Source organism: Leucobacter sp. CX169 (assembly GCF_017161405.1).
Taxonomy (GTDB): domain Bacteria; phylum Actinomycetota; class Actinomycetes; order Actinomycetales; family Microbacteriaceae; genus Cx-87.
Map to the genome: position 1 here is coordinate 1,795,199 of NZ_CP071051.1, position 22,909 is coordinate 1,818,107.

A 22,909-nucleotide genomic window follows, 5' to 3' on the forward strand; every position below is an offset into this window, starting at 1 on the left:
AGCTAGTCTACGAGACCCGACCCCTTGACAACGCTCGGGTTGTCGGAGAACCGCAGCGGTACGGCCAGGGTCTGCCCGACCTCAACGTCGGAGCCCCCCAGCTGGTTCAGGCGCACGATCTCAGAGATCAGGTCGCGCGGATCGGCCTTCGGATCGAGCCCGCTCGAAATCTGCCAGAGCGAGTCGCCCGGCTGAACGACAAGGTAGCCGAACTCCTGCTGGCTCGACTCGCTCGACGCCTGGGCCTGAGCTGCGCCGAAGACCGCGCCGAACACGACGACGCCGAGGACGAGCAGAGATACGAACGCCGCAAGCACGATGCGCCCGCGGCGGGTAATCCGCAGCCGGGTGCGGGCGGTAGCTGATGACGCCGACATGCCCGACACGGGCAGTGAGATGACAGACATTGTTCCTCCTCGATCAGTACGTTCGAGACGCTCCACACCAGTTCGATGCGAACATTTGTTTCGAATGTATCTTCGAACAAACGATTCCGCAAGCTCAAATTCGAACATCGTGACGATATATTCCTTGCGACACTCGAACAGATGTTTGTTTTCGCTCGAACATTGGGGCTAGTGTTTCGAACACGAGCTCACTGAACCACGGACCACCGACATTGACGTTTGCGCGGTGGTTCCGCCCGAAAGGACTGCACTATGGCCAGCTCCTCCACCCGGTCGAATGGCCGCGGTAAGCCGCTTTCCGAGAAGCAGCGGGCGATTCTCGAGTTCATCTCGCGCTCGGTCGAGAGCCGCGGCTATCCGCCGAGCATGCGCGAGATCGGCGACGCGGTCGGCCTCGCGTCACTGTCGAGCGTGACCCACCAGCTCGGCAACCTTGAGCTCGGCGGCTACATTCGCCGCGACCCAAACCGACCGCGCGCGCTCGAGGTGCTGGTCGAACTCGCCGAAAGCCGCAGCGCCCGCGAGGCCGAGAACGGCCCCGAGACCGGTGAAGCTCGCCTGGTTCCCCTCGTCGGCAGAATCGCCGCCGGCATTCCGATCACGGCCGAGCAGCAGGTCGAGGAGCTCGTGCCGCTCCCCCGCCAAATCGTCGGCGGCGGTCAGCTCTTCATGCTCCGCGTCGTCGGAGACTCGATGATCGATGCGGCGATCTGCGACGGCGACTACGTGGTGATCCGCCAGCAGAACACCGCCGAAAACGGCGACATCGTCGCCGCGATGCTCGACGAGGAAGCCACCGTCAAGGTCTTCCGGCAGCGCGACGGCCACACCTGGCTGCTCCCGCGCAACAGCGCGTTCGAACCCATCCTGGGCGACCACGCCGACATTCTCGGCAAGGTCGTAGCGGTCTTCCGCTCGGTCTAGGCCCGCACCGGGTCAGGGGTCAGCAGCCCGAGCTCTCGCAGCACCGCGAGCACCTGCTCGTGCCGGTTGAAGGTGTACAGGTGGATCGAGGGAGCGCCGCCCGCCAAAAGCTCGCGGGAAAGAGCGAGCGTGAACTCGACCCCGAGCTCGGGGGCGTACCCGCCCGCCACTTCCAGCGCACGCTCGAGCGTTGCCGGCGCCGGTCGTCCGGCGAGCTGAGCCACGCGACGCAGCTGCGCCGACGTCGACACCGGCATCAGCCCCGGCAGCACCGGGATCGTTAGCCCGGCCGCGCGCGCCTCGTCGACGAAGCCCAGGTATTCCTCCGCATGGAAGAACAGCTGCGTGATCGCGAGCGACGCACCCGCCTCCTGCTTCGCGACGAGCCAGTCGAGGTCGGCCGAACGCGACCGCGTCGACGGGTGCCCGTTGGGGTACGCCGCCACGGCGGTGCGCCCCACGCTCGTAAACGCCGGGCGTTCGGAACGCACCTGCGTGACAAGGGCGGTGAGCTCGGCCGCCGAGATTGCGGAGGCAACGTCCGCCTCGCTCTGGCCCGCCGGCGGGTCGCCCCGCAGCGCCAAGAAGTCGTGAATGCCCGAGTCCATGAAAGCGTTGATCTGACGCCGTAGCTCGTCCCGGTCGTCCCCCACGGTCGTGAGGTGCGCGAGCGGCAACGCGTCGGTGTGCCGGCGCAGGTACTGCAACAGCTCCAGTGTGGCGTCTCGGTTCGTCCCGTTCGCGCCGTACGTCACCGAGATGAAGTCGGGCTCGGCCGCCGAGAGGTGCTGCACCGCGTGGCCGAGCGCGAGCGCCGCCGACGGCGTGCGGGCGGGAAACACCTCGAACGAGAATCGGGCGAGGGTCGGGCGGGATCCGGTGAGCAGCAGGGCGTTCACGAGGCAACCCCCGCGAGCTCGGCGCGTGCCAGCTCGGTGCCCCGAACGCGGGTCGCGATCTTCGCGAACGCCACCTCACGCGCAAAATCCGCCGAGCCATGACGCGGCTTGTCGTCGATGACGTACGGCGAGAAGCCGCAGTCGTCGGTTGAGCCGAGCCGCTCGGGCGGGACGAACCGGGCCGCCCGCACCAGTTGGTCGCGCACCTCCTCAGCCGTCTCGAGCCTCGGTGTGAGCGGGTTTGTGACGCCCAAGCGCACGTGCGGGGCCCGTTCACCCAGGCGAGTGATCTCGCGCCCCACGAGCGCGGCAACGCGATCGGGGTCGCGCTCGCTCGCCGCCTGCACGAGGAAGTACCCGGCCTCGATCTGGAACAGCTCCGGGATCAGTTCCGCGTAGTCCACCTCGGCGCTGTGCGCCGAGTCCCGGTCGCTTCCGGGACAGGTGTGGACGCCGATCCTGGCGCGATCCTCGGCCGAGAACCGGTCGAGCACGCGGTTGATCAGCTCGATGAACCCACCGAGGCGCTCGCGGCCCGCCCACGGCTGCCGGGCGTCACGGCTCAGCGCAAGCCGGCCCTCGGTGAAGTCGATCGACACCCGGGTCGCGCCCGCAGCGAAGGCCCCGCCGATGTCGTCCGCGCACGCGTCGACCAGGTCGTCGTGGAACCGCTCGCGCGGGTAGTCCGGCAGCGCTCCTTCGAAGGGGTACATGAGCGACAGCATCGCGGGCGAGACGACCGCCTGCTTGAGCGGCAGATCGGTGTGCTGCCGGGCCAGGGTCAGGTCGTCCGCGGCCCATGCCCGGTACCGAAATGGCCCGGACGTCAGCCGAGGAAGCACGCGGTGATGCCCGTCCGCGAAGACCGCGAACACGTTCGCCGCGGCCTCCGCAGCGTCGTTGGCCCCTGAACCGCCGAGCGGATAGCTCGCGAAACTCTGCCGACGCTGCTCGCCGTCAGTGATGAGCGGCGACCCCGTCTCAGCAAAGCGGGCCAGCGTATCGGCGACGGCGTGATCCTGCTCGACTTGCAGCAGCGCAGGATCGGCGAGGCCCGCCTCAACGTCCAGCACCGTCCGCTGTAGACGCGACGGGCGCGGGATTGAGCCGACCGGTTCAGTGGGCAACACGACGGTGATCTCCTAGGCGCCGCGCACGGCGTGGGCCGCGCGCACGAGGTTGGTCAGGCTCTCGACGGTCTCGGCATAGCCGCGGGTCTTCAAGCCGCAATCGGGGTTCACCCAGAGCTGCTGACCGGGGACGTGCGCCGTGGCGATGCCGAGCAATTCGGTGAGCTCCTCGACGCTGGGCACGCGGGGAGAATGGATGTCGTAGACCCCCGGGCCGATCCCGCGTGAGAAACCCGTGCGACCGATCGGCTCGACGACGTCCATGCGGCTGCGCGCGGCCTCGATGCTCGTGACGTCGGCGTCAAGGCCGTCGACCGCGTCGATGATCTCACCGAACTCCGAGTAACAGAGGTGCGTGTGGATCTGCACTCCCGCGGCCGCCGAACCCGTGGCGAGACGGAAGGCGCCCACCGACCAATCGAGATACGCGGCCTGACGGTCGGCATCGAGAGGCAGGAGTTCGCGCAGCGCCGGCTCGTCCACCTGGACAATGCCGGTGCCGGCCGCCGCCAGGTCGTCGATCTCGTCGCGCAGGGCGAGCGCGACCTGGGACGCCGTCTCACCGAGCGGCTGGTCGTCGCGAACGAAGGACCAGGCCAGGATCGTGACGGGACCCGTCAGCATGCCCTTCACCGGCTTCTCAGTGAGGGACTGGGCGTAGCTCGTCCATGCCACCGTGATCGGCGCGGGGCGCGACACATCGCCCCACAGGATCGAGGGCCGCGTCGCGCGTGTGCCATATGACTGCACCCAGCCGTGCTCGGTGACCGCGAAGCCGTCGAGGTGCTCGGCGAAGTACTGCACCATGTCGTTGCGCTCGGCCTCGCCGTGCACGAGGACATCGAGACCGATCTCCTCCTGCAGGCGGATGACGCGTGCGATCTCCTCGCGGAGGAAGCCGTCGTAGGCCACCTGGTCGATTTCGCCGCGGGTGAAGGCCGCACGTGCGGTGCGAATCTCGGTGGTCTGCGGGAACGACCCGATGGTCGTCGTGGCGAGCTGGGGGATGCCGAGCGCCGCCTGCGCAGCGTGGCGATCGGCGTTCGCGGCGCGGTTGCGATCGGCCAAGCCGACTGCCGCCGCGCGGGCGCGCACGCCGCCGTCGCGCACCCCTGGGGCCGCGGCCCGGTCGGCCAGTGCCGCGTCGGTGTCGGCAAGCTCGACCTCGATGGCGTCACCGCCCTCGGCGAGTCCCTTGGCCAGGATCACGACCTGCTCGACCTTCTGGTCGGCGAACGCGAGCCAGGACGCGAGGCGGACGTCAAGCTTTGACTCCTCGTCAACGTCGTGCGGGACGTGTTGCAGGCTGACGGCGGTACCCGCGACGACCGCGATACCCGCATCCGCAAGCCGGGTCAGGGTGGCGAACGCCGCGCGCGAGTCGGTGCGCCAGACGTTTCGACCGTCGACCACGCCGGCGACGAGCTGAGTGCCCGCGAAGGCCTCGGCGAGCTCCCCCGAGGCGAGTGCTGATTCCGGCAACGTGCCGCGCACGAGGTCCGCCTGCACCGCCTCGACCGGGAGCCGGCCCAGTCGGGCCAGCGCCCGGGAGCTGTCGCCGTAGGGCGCGGTCAGCAGGATCGCGGGCCGGCTCGTGCGCACCTCGGCGGCGCCGAGCTGCGCGTAGGCGCGCTCCACGAGCGAAGCGATCTCTTCGCGCGACACGCTCAGCGAGTCCGAGACGAGCGCCGGCTCGTCGAGCTGCACCCAGGCAGCCCCGGCGGCGGCGAGTTCACGCAGCAGCTCGGCGTAGACCGGCACGAGCTCGTCGAGGCGCTCGATCGGGCGGAATCCCTCGGGCGCACCGTCTGCGGGCTTCGCGAGCAGCAGGAAGGTGACCGGGCCGACGAGCACCGGGCGCGACTCGACGCCGTCCTCGCGCGCTTCGGCGACGAGGGCCGTCAGCGCCGACGCGTTCGCCGCGAACGGCGTCTCGACGTCGATCTCAGGCACGCTGAAGTGATAGTTCGTGTCGAACCACTTCGTCATCTCGAGCGGCTGGCGGTCTCGGTCGCCACGAGCGAGCGCGAAGTAACGCTCAAGCGAGCTCCCGTCGATGCCGCGGAAGCGCTCGGGAATGGCTCCAACGGCGACCAGCGCGTCGAGCACCTGGTCGTAGTAGCTGAAGCTCTCAGGGATAGCCCCTCCGGCAGCGGGGAGCCCGAGGCCGGTCAGGCGAGCGCGCGTCGTCTGACGGAGCGAGCGGGCGACACCCTCGAGGTCAGCCTGAGTCGAGGCACCCTTCCAGAATGACTCGATCGCGCGCTTCAGCTCGCGACGGCGGCCGAGGCGGGGGTAACCCAGGATGGTGGCGGGGGGAAGCAAGGGGGCAGACATCGGTGGCGGGTCCTCTGCAGTTGCTGCGTGGGCCGGGCTGACATTCCTGACAGGATCCCGGCGCCGTCGGGGTGAAATCCCTGGCGACAGGCCCAAGCTAACAACCGCATCGGCGCGCACGCACGCATGTGTCGTCCCGCGACATCACACGACGCAACACGGCGAAACGCTACGTCATATAGGGTGAAAGCTTGGCCAACATCTCGCCAGAAACAAACGCGTGCACGCGCGTGCCGTCCTCGACGTACTCGGTGTTCACCACCCGGTTGCGCTCGTGCATTTCAGCGACGAGTCCCCCCTTGTCGTAGGGCACCACGACGGTGACCTCGATGTCGGGCATGGGGAGGGTCGCGTCGATGCGCTCCTTGAGTTCCCGGAGGCCCTCGCCTGTGCGCGCGGAGACAAACACGGCGTCGGGGGCGAGCCCGTGCATGAGCAGGCGGCGGTCGTCGTCGATGAGGTCGGCCTTGTTGACCACCACGATCTCGGGGATCGCCTTGGCGTCTACCTCGGCGATGACATCGCGCACGGTTTTCAGCTGCGCTTCGGGGTCGGGGTGCGAGCCGTCGACGACGTGCAGGATCACATCGGCATCAGCGACCTCCTCGAAGGTCGAGCGGAACGCCTCGACCAGCTGATGCGGGAGGTTGCGCACAAAGCCCACCGTGTCGCTGTACGTGAAGGTGCGCCCGTCGGCGGTCTCGGACTGGCGCACGGCCGTGTCCAGGGTCGCGAACAGCTCGTTCTGCACGAGCTCGGCCGAACCGGTCAACCGGTTCAGCAGGCTCGACTTGCCGGCGTTCGTGTAGCCGGCGATGGCGACTGACGGCACCTCGCCGCGCTTGCGATTCGCGCGCTTCGCGTCGCGGGCCGGAGTCATCTCCTTAATCTGCTTGCGCAGCTTGGCGATGCGCGTGTTGATCTTTCGGCGATCGAGCTCCATCTGCGTCTCGCCGGGGCCGCGTGAGCCCATGCCCGCGCCGGCACTACCGACCTGGCCACCGGCCTGGCGCGACATCGACTCGCCCCAGCCGCGCAGACGCGGCAGGAGGTACTGCAGCTGGGCGAGCTCGACCTGAGCCTTGCCCTCTCGGCTCTTCGCGTGCTGGCTGAAGATGTCGAGGATGACGGCGGTGCGGTCGATGACCTTCACTTTGACGACGTCCTCGAGCGCGCGGCGCTGGCTGGGCGCAAGTTCGGTGTCGGCGACCACGGTGTCCGCCTTCTGCGCGGCGACAAGTTCGGCGAGATCTGCGGCCTTGCCCTTGCCGAGGAAGGTCGCGGGATCTGGCTTGAGTCGACGCTGCAGCAGGCCGTCCAGCACCGTCGCCCCGGCGGTCTCGGCAAGCGCGGCGAGCTCGCGCAGCGAGTTCTCCGCCTCCTCGAGCCCGCGGGTCTGCGGGTAGATGCCGATCAAGATAATGTTCTCGATCCGCAACTCGCGGTTCTCAACCTCGGTGACGTCCTCGAGCTCCGTCGAGAGACTGCGCACACGCTTGAGCGACGCACGATCCTCGCGCTCCATGCGGATCGCGTCGAGATCGCTTGCGAGCTGATCGTGCGTGTCTGAGCCGAGCGCCTGGGCCCGGCCGTCGAGCACACCGCCCGAGCGGATCACGGGCGCCGGGTCTGACCCCGCGGCACGACCGATCACGCGATCAAGCAGGGCGTCCGTGCTGTCAGTACCCGATTCCTGGCTTGCAGCGGCCTCGTCGGTGGTTTCTCCGCGCTCGCGCGATTCGTGCTTCGTCATCTTCGTCCCAGTCTACGGGGCGCACGCGCCCATTTCGCGGGGAGCAGAATGCGGCTGCGCGCAGGATCCTGCCGGTGCCAGCCCCCACTCAATGGGATACTGGCTGACATGACGGATTCCGGGCAGCAGCACTATTTCTCAGCGACCCCGGAGGGCGAGTTCAAGACCCGCACCATCACGGCCGAACTCGCGGGCGCGCCCCGCGAACTCACCACCGCCGGCAGCACCTTCAGCCCCGAGCACCTCGACCAGGGCACCGAGATCCTGCTGCGCAAGATCCCCGAGGCCGAGGGTGCCGGGGCGATTCTCGACCTCGGCTGCGGCTGGGGGCCCATCGCGCTCGCTGCGGCGCTCGAGGCGCCAGAGGCGACGGTCTGGGCGCTCGACGTCAACGAGCGCGCGCTCGAGCTGACGCGCCGCAACGCCCAGGCGCTCGGACTCGAAAACGTCCGCGCCGTGACGGCTGCTGAGATTCCCGACGATCTTCGCTTTGACGAGATTCGCTCGAACCCACCGATTCGTGTGGGCAAGGAGGTCCTGCACGGGCTGCTGCGCACCTGGCTGCCGCGCCTCGTCCCCGGGGGCGTCGCCTACCTGGTTGTCGCGAAGCACCTCGGCGCCGACTCACTGCAGCGCTGGCTCGCCGAGGAGTTCCCCGAGCTCGAGGTGTACCGCCTCGGTCGCGACAAGGGCTTCCACATCATCTGCGCACAGGCGTAAACGCCCGTGGTCAACGGTCCGATGCGGCGCCTGGGCGCCCAGGGCCCGGCGCTCGTCATCCTGGCGCTGCTCTGCCAAGAGGTCGGCGCCTCGTTCGCGATCCTGGTCTTTCCCGTGGCCGGGCCGGTTGGCATGGTCGCCATTCGCCTGTGGTTCTCGGCGATCGTGCTCTGGATCCTGGTGCGCCCGAAACTTCGCGGGCTGAGCCCCGCCGCCTGGCGGACGGTGCTCGGCTATGGCCTCGTGCTCACCGCGATGAACCTCACGTTCTATCTCTCGCTTGAGCGGCTGCCACTCGGCACCGCGGTCACGATAGAGGTGCTCGGCCCGCTCGCGCTTAGCGTCATCACGGGGCGGCGCTGGCTGAGCCTCCTGTGGGCGCTCGTCGCGTTCGGCGGCGTCATGCTGCTGAGCTGGCAGCCGAACGCCGAACCGCTTGACCCCATTGGCGTCGGCTTCGCGCTCGCCGCCGCGGTGATGTGGGCGAGCTACATCCTGATGACGAAGCGCACGACCGAACACTTCAGCGGCATGACGGGGTTCACCCTCGGCATGACGGTCGGCGCGATCGTCGTCACCCCGCTCGCCGCGGCGACCACCGGGGCGAGCCTTTTCGAGCCGAACGTGCTCCTGATCGGCATCGCGATCGCGCTGCTTTCATCGGCTATCCCCTACGGGCTCGAGATGCGCGCGCTGCGTGTGCTGCCCGCGAGCACGTTCTCGGTGCTGCTCGCGCTGGCCCCCGCCATCGCCGCGCTCACCGGCGCGATCGTGCTGCAGCAGCACCTCACCCTCGCGGCCTATCTGGGAATCGCACTTGTCACCCTCGCCGGCATCGGCGCGGTGCGGGCTCGGCGTAGTCTGGAACAATCAGTCGAGGAGGCGCCATGAGCACATCAGTAGATTCCACCTATGACACGCAGGTTGCCGAGCTGCTGGCCGAGCTCGAATCGCTCGAGAACCCGAAGATGCGCGCCGTGAACGAACAGCACGGCGACGACCACGGCGTGAACCTCGGCCAGCTTCGGGCCATCGCCAAGCGACTGAAGCCACAACCCGACCTCGCACGCGAGCTCTGGCGCACCGACGTGACGGCGGCGCAGCTGCTCTCGATCCTCATCAGCCGCCCCAAGCTGTTCACCGCCGACGAGCTCGATCAGATGCTGCGGGAAGCCCGTGCTCCCAAGGTGCACGGCTGGCTCGTCGAGTACATCGTGAAGAAGGGCCCGCACAAGGAAGAGCTCCGGAGGCTCTGGATGAATGATGCAGACCCCGTCGTCGCCAGCGCCGGCTGGGCGCTCACCAGTGAGCGTGCGGCCAAAGCCCCGGAAGGTCTCGACCTCCCCGCCCTCCTCGACACGATCGAGGCGGAGATGGTGGCCGCGCCCGAGCGCCTGCAATGGGCGATGAACCAGTGCCTCGCCGAGATCGGGATCGCGCACCCCGAGCTGCGCCCGCGCGCGCTCGACATCGGCGAGCGGCTCGAGGTCTTGAAGGACTATCCCACCCCTCCGGGTTGCACCTCCCCCTTTGCGCCCGCCTGGATCCAAGAGATCGTGCGCCGCAACGAGGAAAAGGCACTCGCCGCGGGCGTCGTCTAGCGGGAAGCCACAACAACCGCGCGCGACTGCGGCGAGCGCTCCCTCCGCCACTACGCTGGCAGCCATGAGTGTCGTCGTCGCCCCACGTCAGGGATCAGCAGAGCGCCTGTCGCGCATGATCCAGCTGCCCACGGTCTCCGCCGAGTTGGCCGAGCGCGGGCGGGAGCCGTTCGAGGCGTTCGTCCTGCTCCTTGAGGAGCTGTACCCGCTCACCCACGCGGCGCTCGCGCGCGAGCGCATCACCGACTTTGGCCTCCTGTTTCGCTGGCCCGGGCAGGACGGGACGGCCGCGCCGGTCGTCCTGATGGCGCACTACGACGTCGTGCCGGTCGACGAGTCGGACGCCTGGACCTATCCGCCGTTCGCTGGCCGCATCGAGGGCGAGTTCGTGTACGGGCGCGGCGCGCTCGACGACAAGGGCCCGCTGCTCGTGATCCTGGAAGCGGTGGAGAACCTGCTCGCCTCAGGGTTCACCCCCGCCCGCGACGTCTACCTCTCGTTCGGCGGGAACGAAGAGAGCTTTGGCGACGCCGCGGTTTCCATCGCGCAGACCTTCCAGGATCGCGGCATCGTGCCGTGGCTGGTGCTCGACGAGGGCGGGGCGGTTGTCGACGCGCCACTCCCGTTTGTCCAGGGCACCGCGGCCATGATCGGTGTGGGCGAGAAGGGTATTGCGACCGTGCGCCTCTCGGCTCGCGGCGACGGCGGGCACGCCTCTGCCCCGCCCAAGATCACCGCGGTGGGCCGCGTCTCCCGCGCCGTGCATCGGGTCACCCCCGGCACGTTCCCGGTGCGCACCCCCGCCGCCATCTCGCGCATGCTACAGCTCTTCTCCAACCGCACCCCGGGGCCCGCGCGGGCGCTCCTCCGGATCCTCGCCGCGGCGCGACCGCTCACGGGAGTGGTCTTCGCGGCCCTCGGCGGAGAGCCCGCGGCGCTCGTGCGCACGACGGTCGCCCCGACCATGCTGTCGGGAGGAACCGCGTCGAACGTGCTGCCCTCGCAGGCGAGTGCCACCATCAACCTGCGCATCGCCCTCGGCGAGACGGTGGCTGGGACGGCGGCGCGGATCCGGCGCCGTGTGCGCGACCCCTTGGTGTCCGTCGAGGTCGTCGAGGGCAGCGAGCCCTCGCCCGAGTCCGCGACGAACAATGCGCAATTCGCGCTGCTCGCGCGCGCGGTGGGGGTCTCTCACCCCGAGGCGCAGGCGGTGCCGTACGTGATGATGGCGGCGACCGATTCGCGCCACTTCCACCGTTTCACGCCCGCCGTCTACCGCTTTGCGCCGCTCGCGATGTCCTCCGAGCTCCGAGCGACCATTCACGGCGTCGACGAGCGGGTGGCGATCGCCGAGCTCGCGCGCGGGGAACGCTTCCATCGCGAACTCATCGAACGGCTCGCGCCCGACACAAAGTGAGCAGCGACTGCAAGGGAGCAGTATGAGCACAACGGCTAAGTCCAGCACCACTCATATCGCAAAGGTGACGCTGGGCACCCTTGCCAGCGTCGTCGGCTTTCTCGCCTTCGTTGAGTTCACGAGCGGGATCCTGCAGGGGTATTACACGCCCATGCTTACGGACATCGCGAGGCACCTCGGCATCCACGACGCCGACGTGAACTGGCTCGAAGGCTCGCAGCTCATGCTCTCTGCCCTCGTCGTGCCCGCCTTCGCGAAGCTCGGCGACATGTATGGGCACAAGCGGATGCTCCTTATCTCGACCGCGCTCACCGCCGCAGCCTCGCTCGCGCTGCCGTTCACCGATTCGTTCGCGGTGTTCCTGGTGGCGTGGGCTCTCCAGGGCTTCTACGTCGTCTGGCTGCCCCTCGAGATCGCGCTGATCTGGTCCCGCAGCCGCGGGCGGGAGGGGCGTTCTCTCCTCACCGCCCGGTCCGCCGGCCTGCTCGTCGCCGCCCTCGAAGCGGGCGCCATCACCGGCGCGCTCCTGGGCGGTCAGCTCGTCGACACGCTGCCGCTGCGCGTCGTTTTGCTCGTCCCGGCAATCTGCGTCGTGCTGTGCTTCTTCGTGATCCTGTTCGGGGTGAAGGAGTCGCCCGAGCAGACCCGCGGCAAGCTCGACCTCGTCGGGCTCAGCCTCATCTCGATCGCGCTCATCGCGTTCACTGGCGGCCTCAGCCTCATGCGGCTGATGGGGCCGGGCAGCCTCGTCCCGTGGGGTGTCACCCTGCTCGGGGTGCTCCTGGTTATTCCGTTCGCGCGCTGGGAGCTCAAGCACCCCGATCCGCTGATCGACGTGCGCATGTTCCGCTCTCCCGCGCTCGCCCCGGTGTTCCTCACCGCGGGACTCTTCGGCGTGAGCGTGCTCGGCGCCCAAGCTCCCCTGTCCACCTTCGCGCGGACCGACCCCGCCGAGGTCGGCTACGGTCTCGGCACCACCGGGTTCAGCACCTCGCTGATCATGGGCTTCTATCTCGTGGCCATGATCGTCGGCGCCCTCCTCTTCCCGAAGTTTGCGCGGCTCGCGACCCCGCGCGTCACTCTGATCTTCGCGGCCGCCCTCGTCGGCGTCGGCTACCTGCTGTTCGTGCCGTTCCACGGCAGCTACCTGCAGGTCACGATCAACATGGTCATCGCGGGCATCGGCTCGGGAGCACTCGTCGCCTCGCTGCCGGCCGCAGCGGCCGCCGCAGCCCCCGCGACACAGACGGGCGTCGCAACCGGGCTCACCAACTCGGTCAAGACCGTCGGTGGCGCGATCGCCTCCTGCGTCTTCGGCATCGCCCTCATGCAGGGAGTCGCGGGGGGCGCGTCAGAAACCGCGGGTTCGCTCTCGGGCTATGTCACGGTGTGGCTCGTGTGTGGCCTGACCGCGCTCGCCGCAGCGGTGCTGCTGTGCTTCGTACCGAAGAACGCGTTCCAGGATCAGTCAGCGGACGCGGTGCTGCCGTTGGGCGCGGCTTCGCCGTCCGACGCCGCGTAAGGGTCGCCGGAAGTGCTACGCCGAGGTGCCCGCGCGCAGGTCGTCCAGAATCTCCGGCGCGAACGAGATCGTGTCGTGCACGGTGTGGACGAGGAGGCCGAGCCCCGGGGCGATGCCTGAGACGATGTCGGCGGCTCGCTTGGTCACTGCGAACCCTGCGAGCGCCGCAGTCTTCCTGAGCGCCTCGGTCGATGCCGCGACCACCATGAACGGCACACCCTCGATGTCCACGAACACGGGAGTGACGCCGGCCTCGCTGGGGTCAGTAGACGAGGGGAGCGCGACACTCAGCCCCAGAAACTCCGCGGCGAGCTCCGGTAGTTCCAGCCGGCCGGCCTTCGCTTCGCCAATCAATCGTTCCATGATGTCGTGATCGCTCATGCCCGCACTTTCCCTCGAGGTCACCCCTATTCTGCCAGGCTCCCCCGAGGGCGCGGCCCGCTAGACGATTCCGCGCGGGTTTCCGACGAATGCCGCCACTGAGGGCGGCACCGCGATGCCCGCGCGCAGGTCAGGCGCAGCCTCGGCCGTCGCACGCTGCGGCGCGAGCCGGATGACCCCGCCCCAGGCGTCCCCCGCGACGTCACGATCGTCGTCCTCGGCCCAGCCGTCCGAGATGCGCAGCGACCAGTCCGTGATCGGCATTTCAAGCAGCAGCGTGGCGGCGAGCTCTTTGCGCGAATTGCCGCGCAGTTCTTCGGACCGGCCGGGCAGGATCCGGTCTGTGAGCTGCACGAGCGCCGCGTCCAGGCGCTCGGGCTCCACCCGCGTGAAACGGCCGAAGAACACCGCGCTCTGGTAGTGAATCGAGGACTCGAACATCGAACGGGCCACAAGCACGCCGTTGAGGCGCGTGATGGTAACGCACGCGTCTTGCTCCTGGACCGCGCGCATCCAGCGAGAGCCGGTCGAGCCGTGGATGAGGAGCTTGTCGTCCTGGACCGCGAACGCCGTCGGCATCACCATGGGTCGCCCGTCGACGCTCAGCCCGACGTGGGCGAGCACCGTATCTGAGAGGAGCTGGTCCAGCGCGCCGCGGTCGCGGCTCATCAGTTCCGGCATCCGTTGCGGCTGCAGGTTCGGGCTTGAGGGTGCCTGGGTCATGACGTGTTCCTGTTCATATCTGTGCGCGCAGAGAAAGCCCTGCCCACCCAGAGTGGCCGAAGGCGGTCCCCCGCAACATGCCAGAACGAGTCGATACCACCGGACCAATTCTGACGAACAGCTCAGCTCTGCTGCGGCACCGGATCCAGCCTGGCCGCGCAGACTGCGCGGACGGCTTCGAGGCCCGCCGTGAGGCGCGGGATCGACTCCGCTCCGTACCCAATGACAAGCCCGTTCGCTCCTGGATTGCCGGAGGAGAACCCGCCCAGACTCTCCAGCCGCACTCCCCGCTCCGCCAGTTCGCGCACCAGCGCTCCGGCGTCAAGCTCGCGAGGCAAGGGGACGACGACGTGGAGCCCGCCCTCCGCGCCCGCCACGGGAATGCCGCCGGCACCGAGCACGCGCAAGACGAGGTCTCGGCGGTGCCGGTATTCGCGCTTGTTCCGCGCCACCGTGCGCTTGAAGTCGCCGTTCGACAGGTAGTCAGCCAGTGCGATCTGGGTGTGTGCGGACACGCTCGCCCCCGCGACAATGCGTGTGCCGGCGATCGCCTCACGCAGCGCGCCCGAGGCCCTGGGAAGCACAATCATTCCGCAGCGCAGCGACGGCGACAGCACCTTGTTGAGGGTCGCGATGTAGACGGTGATGCCGTGCGGGTCAAGCGACGCCATGGCGGGCAGCGCCGCCCCCGCATGCCGAAACTCGCTGTCGTAGTCGTCCTCGATGATGGTGACGTCGTGCCGGTGCGCCCAGTCGATCAGCGCCAGCCGCTCGTCCGCCGGGATCCTGCCCCCCAGCGGGTACTGATGGCTCGGCGTGAGCATCACCGCGTCGAGGCGGACGCGCCGGTGCAGCTCGGCGAGGTCGCGCACGGAGGTGCCATCGACCCCGACCGGCAGCGGGAAGAGCTCCGCCCCGGCACGCGACAGCGCCGCGGCACCCTCGGGATACCCGGGATCTTCCACGGCGATGCGGGGCGACGCCCCGCCGCGCGCTTCGCGCATCGCGAGCCCCACCAGCAGCAGGGCTTCGGACGTCCCGGACGTGACGACCACGTCGTCCGCAGCGCAAGCCAGCCCCCGCGACACTCGAGCGTGCGTCGCGAATGCCTCGCGGAGGCGCGGGTCGCCGAGCGGATCGACCGAGTCCGAACTCCAGGGCACCCGCGCGGCGCGCGACAGCGCACGCACCCACGCCCGCGGCGCTTCGAGCGGGGCGAACGGTCGGCCCGCCGTCAGGTCGATTGGACGGGTCGATGGCACGCTCGCCCGCTCGGGCGCGCGGGGCGGAAGGCTAGCCGGAAGCGCTGTGTCCACCACCCAGCTCGGCAGCGTCGCCGAAACTCGGGTGCCCGCCCCCTGCCGGCTCTCGAGGAACGCCTCGCCCACGAGCTGCTCGTAGGCACCGACGACGACCGAGCGTGAGACGCCGAGCCGTTCGGCAAACGCGCGACTGGCGGGCACTGGCTCCCCCGGCCGCATGTGCCCCGCGGCGATCGCCGAGCGCAGCCCGCGCAGCAATTGCTCCGTCAGGGAGATCTCCGCGCCGCGGTCGATCGTGATCTGGGGAAAGGTGTCCATCGCGGCGCCCATCGTCGGGAAAATTGGTCTGCCAGAGCCTACCAAACTCGCACGTTCACAGGTCCACTGCGCTCAGGCAGGATCCTGCTGCCCGTCCGCCGCGCGCTAGAGCGCAGGCAGCTGAATCTCGCCGCGGTACACGAGCTCTGCGGGGCCCGACAGCGAGACGTGCTCCCCCTCTTCCGTGGGGAACATGCGCACCGCGAGGCGCCCGCCGGGAATCTCGACACTCCAGCTGTTGGGCATGCCCTCGCCGCCCCAGTGTCGGAAGGCAAGCGCGGCCGCCGCAGTCCCCGTGCCGCACGAGAGGGTCTCGCCGACCCCGCGCTCGTGCACGCGCATCTTGATGCGCGCGACACCGTTGCTCACGAGCGGCTCTTCCGCGACGACAAATTCAACGTTCGCGCCATTCTCGGGCGTCGGATCAAGCACGGGGGCCACGCCGAGATCAATCGCATCCAGCTCGCCCTCGTGTGCGAGCGCCGTGACGACGTGGGGGTTGCCGAGGTCGATGCCGAGGCCCGGTCGGGCGACTTCGAGGCCCCGTGCGGCGACGAGGCGCTCCGGCGCGAGCCTCCAGCGACCAAGGTCGACCGTGTAGCCGGAGGCGCCCACCAGGACGTCCTTGACGCCCGCGCGGGTGCCGATCGGCAGTGTGTCGCGGCGCTCGGGCGCGACCAGGCCCTCCGAGATCAGGTAGTGCGCGTACACCCGCACCCCGTTGCCGCACATTTCGGCAGCCGTGCCGTCCGCGTTCCAATAGTCCATGAACCACTCGGCGTCCGGCTCCTCCGCCAGCACTGCCGCGCCCTCGGGGATCGCCCGCGAGCGCACCGCGCGAATGAACCCGTCTGCCCCCACCCCGAAGTGCCGGTCGCAGAGCCAGGAGATCTGCTCGGGGCTGAGGCTCAGCTCGCCCTCTGGGTCGGTGACGAGCACGAAGTCGTTGCCGGTGCCGTGGCCCTTGGTGAACGCGAGGGTAGTCATCCCCCAATTCTAGGCCGCGCGGAGCTCAGCCCACGCCTCCAGCAGCCGCCGCATCACCTCAGGGTCGGAGCTTTCGGCGCTCGACACCCAGTGCACGTCGGGGAGCCGCTTGAACCAGCTCACCTGGCGACGCGCGTAGCGGCGGGTGAGCGCCTGCGTCGAGGCGATGGCCTCCGCCTCGCTGAGCTCACCGTTCAATTGTGCGAGCGCCTGCGCATAGCCGATCGCGCGCGATGCGGTCGGGCCCGCTGCGAGCCCCTCGGCGGCAAGCGCCTGCGCCTCGTCGAGCAGTCCCTCGGCCCACATCGCGTCGACGCGGCGGTCGAGCCGCTCGACGAGCACCGGGCGCTCCTCGTGCACGCCGACCACGAGACTCGGCCGCAATGGCACGGGCGCCTCGGGCAAGGATTCGGCGATCGGATGCCCGGTCACTTCCAGCACCTCGAGCGCGCGCACGACGCGGCGGGAGTTCTGCAGGTCGACGGTCGTTTCCGCAGCGGGATCGAGCGCGCGCAAGCGGTCGACCAGCGCGCGGAGTCCGCGCTCGATGAGGTCAGCCTCGAGTCGGGCGCGCACCACGGGGTCCGCGCCCGGAAAACGGAAGTCGTACAGGGCTGAGTTCACGTAGAGGCCGCTCCCGCCCACCAGGATCGGCACGTTTCCGCGCTCCCCGATCTCGTCGGCTGCGGCGCGGGCTGCCGGCTGGTACGCGGCGACCGTCGCTTCCTCTCGCACCTGCAGCACGTCGAAGAGGTGGTGCGGGATGCCCCGGCGCTCGCTCACGGGAAGCTTCGCGGTGCCGATGTCCATGCCGCGGTAGAGCTGCATGGCGTCGGCGTTGATGACCTCAGCGCCGAGCGCCTCCGCGTCGGCAAGTGCCTCGGCAAGCGCCAGCGCGAGCGCGCTTTTGCCCGTGCCTGTCGCACCGACCACCGCGATGAGCGGCGGGGGCGTGCGAGCGGTCATGCCCGGCGGACCGGGAGCCCGAGGCTCACGGGGCGCCGTTCTCCGGGTGCCGTGGGTGCGGGTGCGCCGCAGCTGTCGGCCTGCCGGCGGTCCCAAGCGTCACCGGCACGGGTACGCCGAACGGCGTACGGCCCGGCCGGCGCGTGGTCGGCGATGAGGAAGTGCGGCGCGGCGCCCGAAATCAGCACCGTGACCACGTCACCCGGGCGCGGCACCTCTGCGCCGACCGGCACCTCGAAGTGCACGAGCCGCGAGTCTTCCGCGCGCCCAGACAGGCGATGCGTCTGCTCGTCTTTGCGTCCCTCTCCGGCGGCCACGAGCACGTGCACCTCGCGGCCGATCTGGGCCTGGTTCTCCTCGTGCGAAATGCGCTCCTGCAGCTCAGCAAGGCGCACATACCGCTCCTGCACGACCGCCTTCGGCACTTGGTCGGCCATGGTGGCCGCTGGGGTGCCGGGGCGAATGGAGTATTGGTAAGTGAAAGCCGTCGCGAACCGGGAAGCCTCGACGACCCGCATGGTCTCGAGGAAGTCCGCCTCGGTTTCGCCGGGGAAACCCACGATGATGTCGGTGCTGATGGCGGCCTCGGGCATGCGCTCGCGCACGCGGTCGAGGATGCCGAGGAACTTCTTGCTGCGATACGAGCGACGCATCGCTTTGAGGAGCGCGTCCGAGCCCGACTGCAGGGGCATGTGGAGCTGCGGCATGACGTTGGGAGTCTCCGCCATCGCGTCGATGACGTCGTCCGTGAACGCCGCCGGGTGGGGGCTCGTGAATCGCACTCGCTCCAGGCCCTCGATCGCCCCCACTGCGCGCAACAGCTTGCTGAACGCGAAGCGATCGCCGAACTCGACGCCGTAGCTGTTGACGTTCTGCCCGAGCAGCGTGACCTCGATAGCCCCGTCGTCGACGAGCGCCTGCACCTCAGCAAGAATCTCGCCCGGGCGCCGATCCTTCTCCTTGCCGCGAAGGGTCGGCACGATGCAGAACGTGCACGTGTTGTTGCACCCCACTGAGATCGAGACCCAGCCGCTCGCAGCGGAGTCCCGCTTGGTCGGCAGGGTCGAGGGGAAAGTCTCGAGCGACTCGAGGATCTCGATCTGGGCCTCGGCGTTGTGGCGGGCCCGCTCGAGCAGGGCGGGGAGGGAACCCATGTTGTGGGTGCCGAAGACGACGTCGACCCACGGCGCCTTTTTCAGGATGACGCCCTGGTCCTTCTGGGCCAGGCATCCGCCGACCGCGATCTGCATTCCGTCGGGTCGTTCGCGCTTCTCGCTCGCGAGCTGGCCCAGGTTGCCGTAGAGCTTGTTGTCGGCGTTCTCGCGCACCGCGCAGGTATTAATGACCACCACGTCGGCGTCGGAGCCATCCGTCGAGGCAACATACCCGGCGGCCTCGAGCGAACCCGAGAGCCGCTCGGAGTCGTGCACGTTCATCTGGCAGCCGAAGGTGCGCACGTAGTAGGTGCGCGCACTCCCGTCCGCCCGCACGGCTGCTGGCGACGGCGAGATCTGAGGCGCTGCGGTTGCGGTCGTCATAGCCCTCATTCTATCGACGGACGCGGCTCGTTCCTCGCCACCGGAGCCCCTGCGCTATCGGCGCAGACCCACGGACTCAAGCGCCTCGTTCACGGCACTGCGCGCGGACTCGCCCGACCAACCGCGACGGGCGAGGAAGCCGAGCAGACGGCGCTCAGCTGTCACTCGGTCGAGATCACGCATGCGGCCGACCCGCTGCAGTGCGGCCTCCCGCACGAGCGCGACCTCGTCCTCGGCGTCCAGCTCCGAAAGTGCTGCCTCGATCTCAATGTCGGGAAGCAATCGATCCATGAGCTTGCGTCGAATCTGCGAACGACTCGCCTTGCTGCGCTCGCGGAGCGAAGAAGTGAGGGCGCGCGCTAGGTCTGCGTCGTCCAAGTAGCCGCTGCGGGAGAACTCAGCAAGAACGTCCTCCACTTCGGACTCGTCGTGCCCCAAGTCGAGCAGAGCACGCCGCACCTCGCCGGTCGAGCGAGCCCGGCGAGCGAGCACCCGCACCCCGTCCTCGGTCGCCGTGCGGGTCGGCGCGGAGATCTGCTCCGAGCCTCCCGCATCGGCGACCGCTCGGGGGCGACTGGACTGACGCTCGCTGGGAGTCCGGACTGCACTCAAGCGACGACGGGCCTCCTTGCGCGGAGGCTCGTCACCCCCGGAGTCGCCCGGCCAGTGCTCGGCGTCGGTGCGCGCGACGGCGCCGAGCAACCGGCTGCGCAACTCGACCACCTCCGCGAGCCCCTCGCGCTCAGGCGCCGGATCGGGGTTCGCCTGTGCGTCCCGATCCGGCACCGGGAGAAACCGAACGACCATCGCGGGCTACGCGCCGATCCGTACCGGGGTGTCCCCCGCACCAGCGGTCTTGGCGGCCTTCGCTGCCTTCGCCGCTTCAAGTGCCGCGGCGTTCGCCGCGTCGACGGCGACCTGGCCGACGCCGAGCTTGACGAGGATCTTGTCCTCGATCTCTTGCGCGGTGTCGGGGTGCGAGAGCAGGAAACGACGAGCGTTCTCCATGCCCTGACCGAGCTGATCGCCGTTGTAGGTGAACCACGAGCCACTCTTCTTGACGATCTCGTGCTCGACACCGTAGTCGATCAGCGAGCCCTCGCGCGAGATGCCCGTGCCGTAGAGAATATCGAACTCGGCCTGCTTGAAGGGCGGGGCCATCTTGTTCTTGACGACCTTGACGCGGGTGCGGTTACCGACTGCGTCGGTGCCGTCCTTGAGCGTCTGAATGCGACGAATGTCGAGGCGAACCGACGCATAGAACTTCAGCGCCTTGCCACCGGCGGTCGTCTCGGGGCTCCCAAACATCACGCCGATCTTCTCGCGCAGCTGGTTAATGAAGATGATGGTGGTGTTCGTCTGGCTCAAGCCACCCGTAATCTTGCGCAGCGCCTGAGACATGAGGCGGGCCTGGAGGCCGACGTGACTGTCGCCCATCTCGCCCTCGATCTCGGCCTTCGGCACGAGCGCGGCGACGGAGTCAATCACGATGAGGTCGATCGATCCGGATCGAATCAGCATGTCGGCGATCTCAAGCGCCTGCTCACCGGTGTCCGGCTGAGAAACGAGAAGCGCGTCGATGTCGACGCCAAGCTTCTGCGCGTAGGCGGGGTCGAGGGCGTGCTCCGCGTCAATGAAAGCCGCGATGCCACCCGCGCGCTGCGCGTTCGCAATTGCGTGCAGCGTCAACGTCGTCTTGCCCGAAGACTCGGGCCCGTAGATCTCGACGACACGGCCGCGCGGCAGCCCGCCAATCCCGAGCGCGACGTCCAGTGCGATCGAACCGGTGGAGATGACCTCGACGGGCGCCCGCTCGTTGCTGCCGAGCCGCATCACCGAGCCCTTGCCGAACTGGCGATCGATCTGCGCGAGGGCCGATTCGAGGGACTTCTCGCGATCCTTGGGTGATGCCATTGTGCGTCTCCGATTCTTGCGGGCGGCTGAGCCACCGGGTTGCTGCCTACCGACTGTCGTGCACCGAGGTGGTGCTAACAAGGCTGGTGTCTGATGCCTGTAACGCTAGATCGCACCACCGACATTGAGCCGGGAGAATGCAATCTGCGCACAAGTCGCGATCAGGTTCACCTGTGAGTGACGATAGCAACCATCGAACACATATTCGAAGAACGCGCGGCGTGTCGCAAGAAAAACGGGTTAGGAGGGCGGGTCGACCAGGCCCCGGCCATGACGGCGGGAGACGGGGATTTGCAGGTCCTCGCACAGGGCAATCCAGGCTTCGCGGGGACGGACTCCACGCGTCAGCGCGTCATCGACCGTTCCATCCAGCTGAGCGAGCCAGTGGTCGCGCGCGAGCACTCCCGCGTGCGCCTCGCCAAACTCTTCCGCCATCGCGCGACGGAACTCACTGAGCTTCACCTGCTACTGGCGCGCCATCAGCTCGCGGCCATAGCCAGAAACGAGATCGGCAGGAACCGTATCGGGGACACGGTCGCCCAGCTGGGCGCTCAGGCCCTCAACCAGAGCGAGGCGTCCGCTCACCTCACCCATGATCACGGAAAGAGGAGTATTGAGCGCGTCGGCAACCGCGGCGAGAATCTCGCTCGAAGCTTCCTTTTGGCCGCGCTCCACTTCGCTCAGGTAGCCGAGCGCAACGCTCGCCTCACCTGCGACCTGACGAAGGGTGCGACCCTTTTCCAGGCGGAAGTCACGCAGCACATCGCCAATCTCCTGACGCACTAGCACCATGTGCAACCTCCTCATTCACAACGATCTTGGATCGTTCGGGTTCTCTACCGTACTCCGAATACCTGCCATCAGCCTATTCGGTTCACCCGACATTTCACCTCGGGCGACACTGACTGTAACCACAGAATCCGCCGGGGTATTCCTGAGCATGAGCTGAATCTGCGTCAGAACGGCTCAGCCTTACCCCCGCGCGGTCCTCCCAATGGCGTGAGGCCCCTGAGTTCGTGATCCAGCGCGGCCAGCGCGGCCGCTACCGTGGCCGCGCGAATCTCCGCCCGCGAGCCGTCGAGCTGAAGCTCCACCGCACGCTCCCCCAGCGCTGAGCTGACTCCCACCCAAACCGTGCCCACCGGAGCCCCGGTCTGCGGGTCAGCATCGGGGCCGGCGACCCCGGTCGTCGCCAGTCCGACGTCCGCGGACAGCAGCTCGCCTTTCGGTCCAGGGACCGCGCACGCCCGGCGCACCCCGGCGGCCATCTGACGCGCGACTTCTGCATCGACTGGTCCGGTACGAGCCAGCAGCTCGCGGTCCACCCCGAGCAGGGTTGCTTTCAGCGCGGAGTCGTACGCGACGACGCCACCCGAGACGACAAGCGACGCGCCCGGAACTTCGATCAGCGCGGCGGCGAGCAGACCACCGGTCAGCGATTCCGCGACGGCGAGGCGCACCCCGAGCTCGGTGGCCCGCAGGATCGCGGCCGACGCGGCGGGCTTAGTCATGCAGCCGGCGACTTGCTCGGGTTTCGTCCGCGCAGGCGCCCCAGCTCGTAGTCAATACCGCTCGCGATGGTGAGCACGACAGCGATCGTCATGGTGACCACGTTGATGGCCCAGAAGGTCACGGCGGGCCAGGAGCCCGCAGCAAAGAGACTGGCGAACGGGAACAGCGCGAACGCGATGGCCACCGACTGGGCGACCGTCTTGAGCTTGCCCATCCACGCGGCTGCCACGACGACCGAGTGCGCTTCGAAGAGCCGCTGCACGGTCACTCCGATCTCGCGGATCAACACGATAGCGGTGACCCACCACGGCAGTTCCGCGAGGATCGAGAGGCCGACCAGCGCCGCCCCCGTCAGGAACTTGTCCGCGATCGGGTCGAGGAGCTTGCCCAGGTCGGTAATGAGATGGTGCTTACGGGCGAGATAGCCGTCCCACGCGTCGGTCGCGATGGCGATCACGAAGAACGCCCCGGCCGCCCAGCGCAGGGCGCCCAGCTGTCCGTCGTCGGCCAGCAGCATCCAGATGAAGAACGGGGTGGCAACGATCCGCGCCGCCGTGATGATGTTGGGCGCGTTCCAGTTCGAGGGCTTCGCGGTCAT

Annotated in this window: 23 protein-coding genes; 6 read left to right on the forward strand and 17 right to left on the reverse strand. The window is 68.7% G+C overall.

The window, feature by feature from the left end; translation table 11 throughout:
• Positions 1 to 2 precede the first annotated feature (2 nt).
• A complete protein-coding gene (locus JW030_RS08180; RefSeq protein WP_188044035.1) occupies positions 3 to 407 on the reverse strand; it encodes a LysM peptidoglycan-binding domain-containing protein in 405 nt (134 codons plus the stop codon).
• A 252-nt stretch (positions 408 to 659) separates the two neighbouring features.
• On the opposite strand from JW030_RS08180, the gene lexA reads away from it, so the two are divergent.
• On the forward strand, positions 660 to 1,331 hold the full coding sequence (gene lexA, locus JW030_RS08185) for a transcriptional repressor LexA (protein WP_188044036.1): 672 nt from the start codon (positions 660 to 662) through the stop codon (positions 1,329 to 1,331).
• On the opposite strand, the gene JW030_RS08190 is transcribed toward lexA, so the two are convergent.
• The 4 genes from JW030_RS08190 to hflX all read right to left on the reverse strand — a co-directional run bounded on the left by JW030_RS08190 (position 1,328) and on the right by hflX (position 7,450).
• On the reverse strand, positions 1,328 to 2,230 hold the full coding sequence (locus tag JW030_RS08190; protein ID WP_188044038.1) for a methylenetetrahydrofolate reductase: 903 nt from the start codon (positions 2,228 to 2,230) through the stop codon (positions 1,328 to 1,330). The two genes, lexA and JW030_RS08190, sit on opposite strands and share 4 nt — an antisense overlap.
• Positions 2,227 to 3,360, reverse strand: coding sequence for a hypothetical protein (locus JW030_RS08195; RefSeq protein ID WP_241095381.1), 1,134 nt, complete (start codon positions 3,358 to 3,360; stop codon positions 2,227 to 2,229). Before JW030_RS08195 ends, JW030_RS08190 begins: the two co-directional genes overlap by 4 nt.
• A gap of 12 nt (positions 3,361 to 3,372) precedes the next feature.
• Positions 3,373 to 5,697, reverse strand: a complete 2,325-nt coding sequence (gene metE, locus JW030_RS08200; protein WP_188044040.1) for a 5-methyltetrahydropteroyltriglutamate--homocysteine S-methyltransferase — start codon at positions 5,695 to 5,697, stop codon at positions 3,373 to 3,375.
• Positions 5,698 to 5,866: 169 nt separating this feature from the next.
• Positions 5,867 to 7,450, reverse strand: a complete 1,584-nt coding sequence (hflX, locus tag JW030_RS08205) for a GTPase HflX (protein ID WP_188044042.1) — start codon at positions 7,448 to 7,450, stop codon at positions 5,867 to 5,869.
• Positions 7,451 to 7,558: 108 nt separating this feature from the next.
• Between hflX and JW030_RS08210 the strand changes: the two genes are divergently transcribed.
• The 5 genes from JW030_RS08210 (at position 7,559) to JW030_RS08230 (ending at position 12,710) form a co-directional block, all read left to right on the forward strand.
• Entirely contained in the window at positions 7,559 to 8,170 is a 612-nt protein-coding gene (locus JW030_RS08210) for a class I SAM-dependent methyltransferase (protein WP_188044044.1), read from the forward strand.
• Between the two features lie 6 nt (positions 8,171 to 8,176).
• Positions 8,177 to 9,061, forward strand: a complete 885-nt coding sequence (locus JW030_RS08215; RefSeq protein ID WP_241095382.1) for a DMT family transporter — start codon at positions 8,177 to 8,179, stop codon at positions 9,059 to 9,061.
• Entirely contained in the window at positions 9,058 to 9,771 is a 714-nt protein-coding gene (locus tag JW030_RS08220; RefSeq protein WP_188044046.1) for a DNA alkylation repair protein, read from the forward strand. Before JW030_RS08215 ends, JW030_RS08220 begins: the two co-directional genes overlap by 4 nt.
• 64 nt (positions 9,772 to 9,835) lie before the next feature.
• The gene (locus JW030_RS08225) at positions 9,836 to 11,188 is read left to right on the forward strand and encodes a M20/M25/M40 family metallo-hydrolase (RefSeq protein ID WP_188044048.1); all 1,353 of its coding nucleotides are present in this window, start codon (positions 9,836 to 9,838) and stop codon (positions 11,186 to 11,188) included.
• 22 nt (positions 11,189 to 11,210) lie between these two features.
• Positions 11,211 to 12,710: an MFS transporter gene (locus JW030_RS08230; RefSeq protein WP_188044050.1), complete on the forward strand. Its 1,500-nt coding sequence runs from the start codon at positions 11,211 to 11,213 to the stop codon at positions 12,708 to 12,710.
• A 15-nt stretch (positions 12,711 to 12,725) separates the two neighbouring features.
• On the opposite strand, the gene JW030_RS08235 is transcribed toward JW030_RS08230, so the two are convergent.
• From JW030_RS08235 to pgsA, 12 genes are all read right to left on the reverse strand, one after another.
• Positions 12,726 to 13,091, reverse strand: a complete 366-nt coding sequence (locus JW030_RS08235) for a hypothetical protein (RefSeq protein WP_188044052.1) — start codon at positions 13,089 to 13,091, stop codon at positions 12,726 to 12,728.
• A 60-nt stretch (positions 13,092 to 13,151) separates the two neighbouring features.
• A complete protein-coding gene (locus tag JW030_RS08240; RefSeq protein WP_241095383.1) occupies positions 13,152 to 13,814 on the reverse strand; it encodes a pyridoxamine 5'-phosphate oxidase family protein in 663 nt (220 codons plus the stop codon).
• Between the two features lie 122 nt (positions 13,815 to 13,936).
• A complete protein-coding gene (locus JW030_RS08245) occupies positions 13,937 to 15,394 on the reverse strand; it encodes a PLP-dependent aminotransferase family protein (protein ID WP_188044053.1) in 1,458 nt (485 codons plus the stop codon).
• Between the two features lie 105 nt (positions 15,395 to 15,499).
• Positions 15,500 to 16,381 (reverse strand): diaminopimelate epimerase, encoded by an 882-nt coding sequence (gene dapF, locus JW030_RS08250; RefSeq protein ID WP_188044055.1) that lies wholly within the window; start codon positions 16,379 to 16,381, stop codon positions 15,500 to 15,502.
• Positions 16,382 to 16,390: 9 nt separating this feature from the next.
• Entirely contained in the window at positions 16,391 to 17,347 is a 957-nt protein-coding gene (miaA, locus tag JW030_RS08255) for a tRNA (adenosine(37)-N6)-dimethylallyltransferase MiaA (RefSeq protein ID WP_188044057.1), read from the reverse strand.
• Positions 17,344 to 18,885 carry a tRNA (N6-isopentenyl adenosine(37)-C2)-methylthiotransferase MiaB gene (gene miaB / locus JW030_RS08260; protein ID WP_188044058.1) on the reverse strand — a complete coding sequence of 514 codons (1,542 nt, stop codon included), beginning with the start codon at positions 18,883 to 18,885 and terminating at the stop codon, positions 17,344 to 17,346. The genes miaA and miaB overlap by 4 nt, the downstream gene beginning before the upstream one ends.
• 54 nt (positions 18,886 to 18,939) lie before the next feature.
• Positions 18,940 to 19,692: a regulatory protein RecX gene (locus JW030_RS08265; RefSeq protein ID WP_188044059.1), complete on the reverse strand. Its 753-nt coding sequence runs from the start codon at positions 19,690 to 19,692 to the stop codon at positions 18,940 to 18,942.
• A gap of 6 nt (positions 19,693 to 19,698) precedes the next feature.
• Entirely contained in the window at positions 19,699 to 20,799 is a 1,101-nt protein-coding gene (recA, locus tag JW030_RS08270) for a recombinase RecA (protein ID WP_188044060.1), read from the reverse strand.
• A 240-nt stretch (positions 20,800 to 21,039) separates the two neighbouring features.
• Positions 21,040 to 21,261 (reverse strand): DUF3046 domain-containing protein, encoded by a 222-nt coding sequence (locus JW030_RS08275; protein WP_188044062.1) that lies wholly within the window; start codon positions 21,259 to 21,261, stop codon positions 21,040 to 21,042.
• Between the two features lie 3 nt (positions 21,262 to 21,264).
• Complete coding sequence (locus JW030_RS08280) at positions 21,265 to 21,591, reverse strand: helix-turn-helix domain-containing protein (RefSeq protein ID WP_188044064.1); 327 nt, start codon at positions 21,589 to 21,591, stop codon at positions 21,265 to 21,267.
• Positions 21,592 to 21,755: 164 nt separating this feature from the next.
• A complete protein-coding gene (locus JW030_RS08285; protein ID WP_188044066.1) occupies positions 21,756 to 22,310 on the reverse strand; it encodes a CinA family protein in 555 nt (184 codons plus the stop codon).
• The gene (gene pgsA, locus JW030_RS08290; RefSeq protein WP_188044068.1) at positions 22,307 to 22,909 is read right to left on the reverse strand and encodes a CDP-diacylglycerol--glycerol-3-phosphate 3-phosphatidyltransferase; all 603 of its coding nucleotides are present in this window, start codon (positions 22,907 to 22,909) and stop codon (positions 22,307 to 22,309) included. Before pgsA ends, JW030_RS08285 begins: the two co-directional genes overlap by 4 nt.

Coding starts and splice junctions, on each gene's coding strand:
- JW030_RS08180 (WP_188044035.1), bottom strand. CDS start 407: ATGTCTGTCATCTCACTGCCCGTGTCGGGCATGTCGGCGTCATCAGCT.
- lexA (WP_188044036.1), top strand. CDS start 660: ATGGCCAGCTCCTCCACCCGGTCGAATGGCCGCGGTAAGCCGCTTTCC.
- metE (WP_188044040.1), bottom strand. CDS start 5,697: ATGTCTGCCCCCTTGCTTCCCCCCGCCACCATCCTGGGTTACCCCCGC.
- hflX (WP_188044042.1), bottom strand. CDS start 7,450: ATGACGAAGCACGAATCGCGCGAGCGCGGAGAAACCACCGACGAGGCC.
- JW030_RS08210 (WP_188044044.1), top strand. CDS start 7,559: ATGACGGATTCCGGGCAGCAGCACTATTTCTCAGCGACCCCGGAGGGC.
- JW030_RS08220 (WP_188044046.1), top strand. CDS start 9,058: ATGAGCACATCAGTAGATTCCACCTATGACACGCAGGTTGCCGAGCTG.
- JW030_RS08225 (WP_188044048.1), top strand. CDS start 9,836: ATGAGTGTCGTCGTCGCCCCACGTCAGGGATCAGCAGAGCGCCTGTCG.
- JW030_RS08230 (WP_188044050.1), top strand. CDS start 11,211: ATGAGCACAACGGCTAAGTCCAGCACCACTCATATCGCAAAGGTGACG.
- JW030_RS08235 (WP_188044052.1), bottom strand. CDS start 13,091: ATGAGCGATCACGACATCATGGAACGATTGATTGGCGAAGCGAAGGCC.
- JW030_RS08240 (WP_241095383.1), bottom strand. CDS start 13,814: ATGACCCAGGCACCCTCAAGCCCGAACCTGCAGCCGCAACGGATGCCG.
- JW030_RS08245 (WP_188044053.1), bottom strand. CDS start 15,394: ATGGACACCTTTCCCCAGATCACGATCGACCGCGGCGCGGAGATCTCC.
- dapF (WP_188044055.1), bottom strand. CDS start 16,381: ATGACTACCCTCGCGTTCACCAAGGGCCACGGCACCGGCAACGACTTC.
- miaA (WP_188044057.1), bottom strand. CDS start 17,347: ATGACCGCTCGCACGCCCCCGCCGCTCATCGCGGTGGTCGGTGCGACA.
- miaB (WP_188044058.1), bottom strand. CDS start 18,885: ATGACGACCGCAACCGCAGCGCCTCAGATCTCGCCGTCGCCAGCAGCC.
- JW030_RS08265 (WP_188044059.1), bottom strand. CDS start 19,692: ATGGTCGTTCGGTTTCTCCCGGTGCCGGATCGGGACGCACAGGCGAAC.
- recA (WP_188044060.1), bottom strand. CDS start 20,799: ATGGCATCACCCAAGGATCGCGAGAAGTCCCTCGAATCGGCCCTCGCG.
- JW030_RS08280 (WP_188044064.1), bottom strand. CDS start 21,591: ATGGTGCTAGTGCGTCAGGAGATTGGCGATGTGCTGCGTGACTTCCGC.
- JW030_RS08285 (WP_188044066.1), bottom strand. CDS start 22,310: ATGACTAAGCCCGCCGCGTCGGCCGCGATCCTGCGGGCCACCGAGCTC.
- pgsA (WP_188044068.1), bottom strand. CDS start 22,909: ATGACCGCGAAGCCCTCGAACTGGAACGCGCCCAACATCATCACGGCG.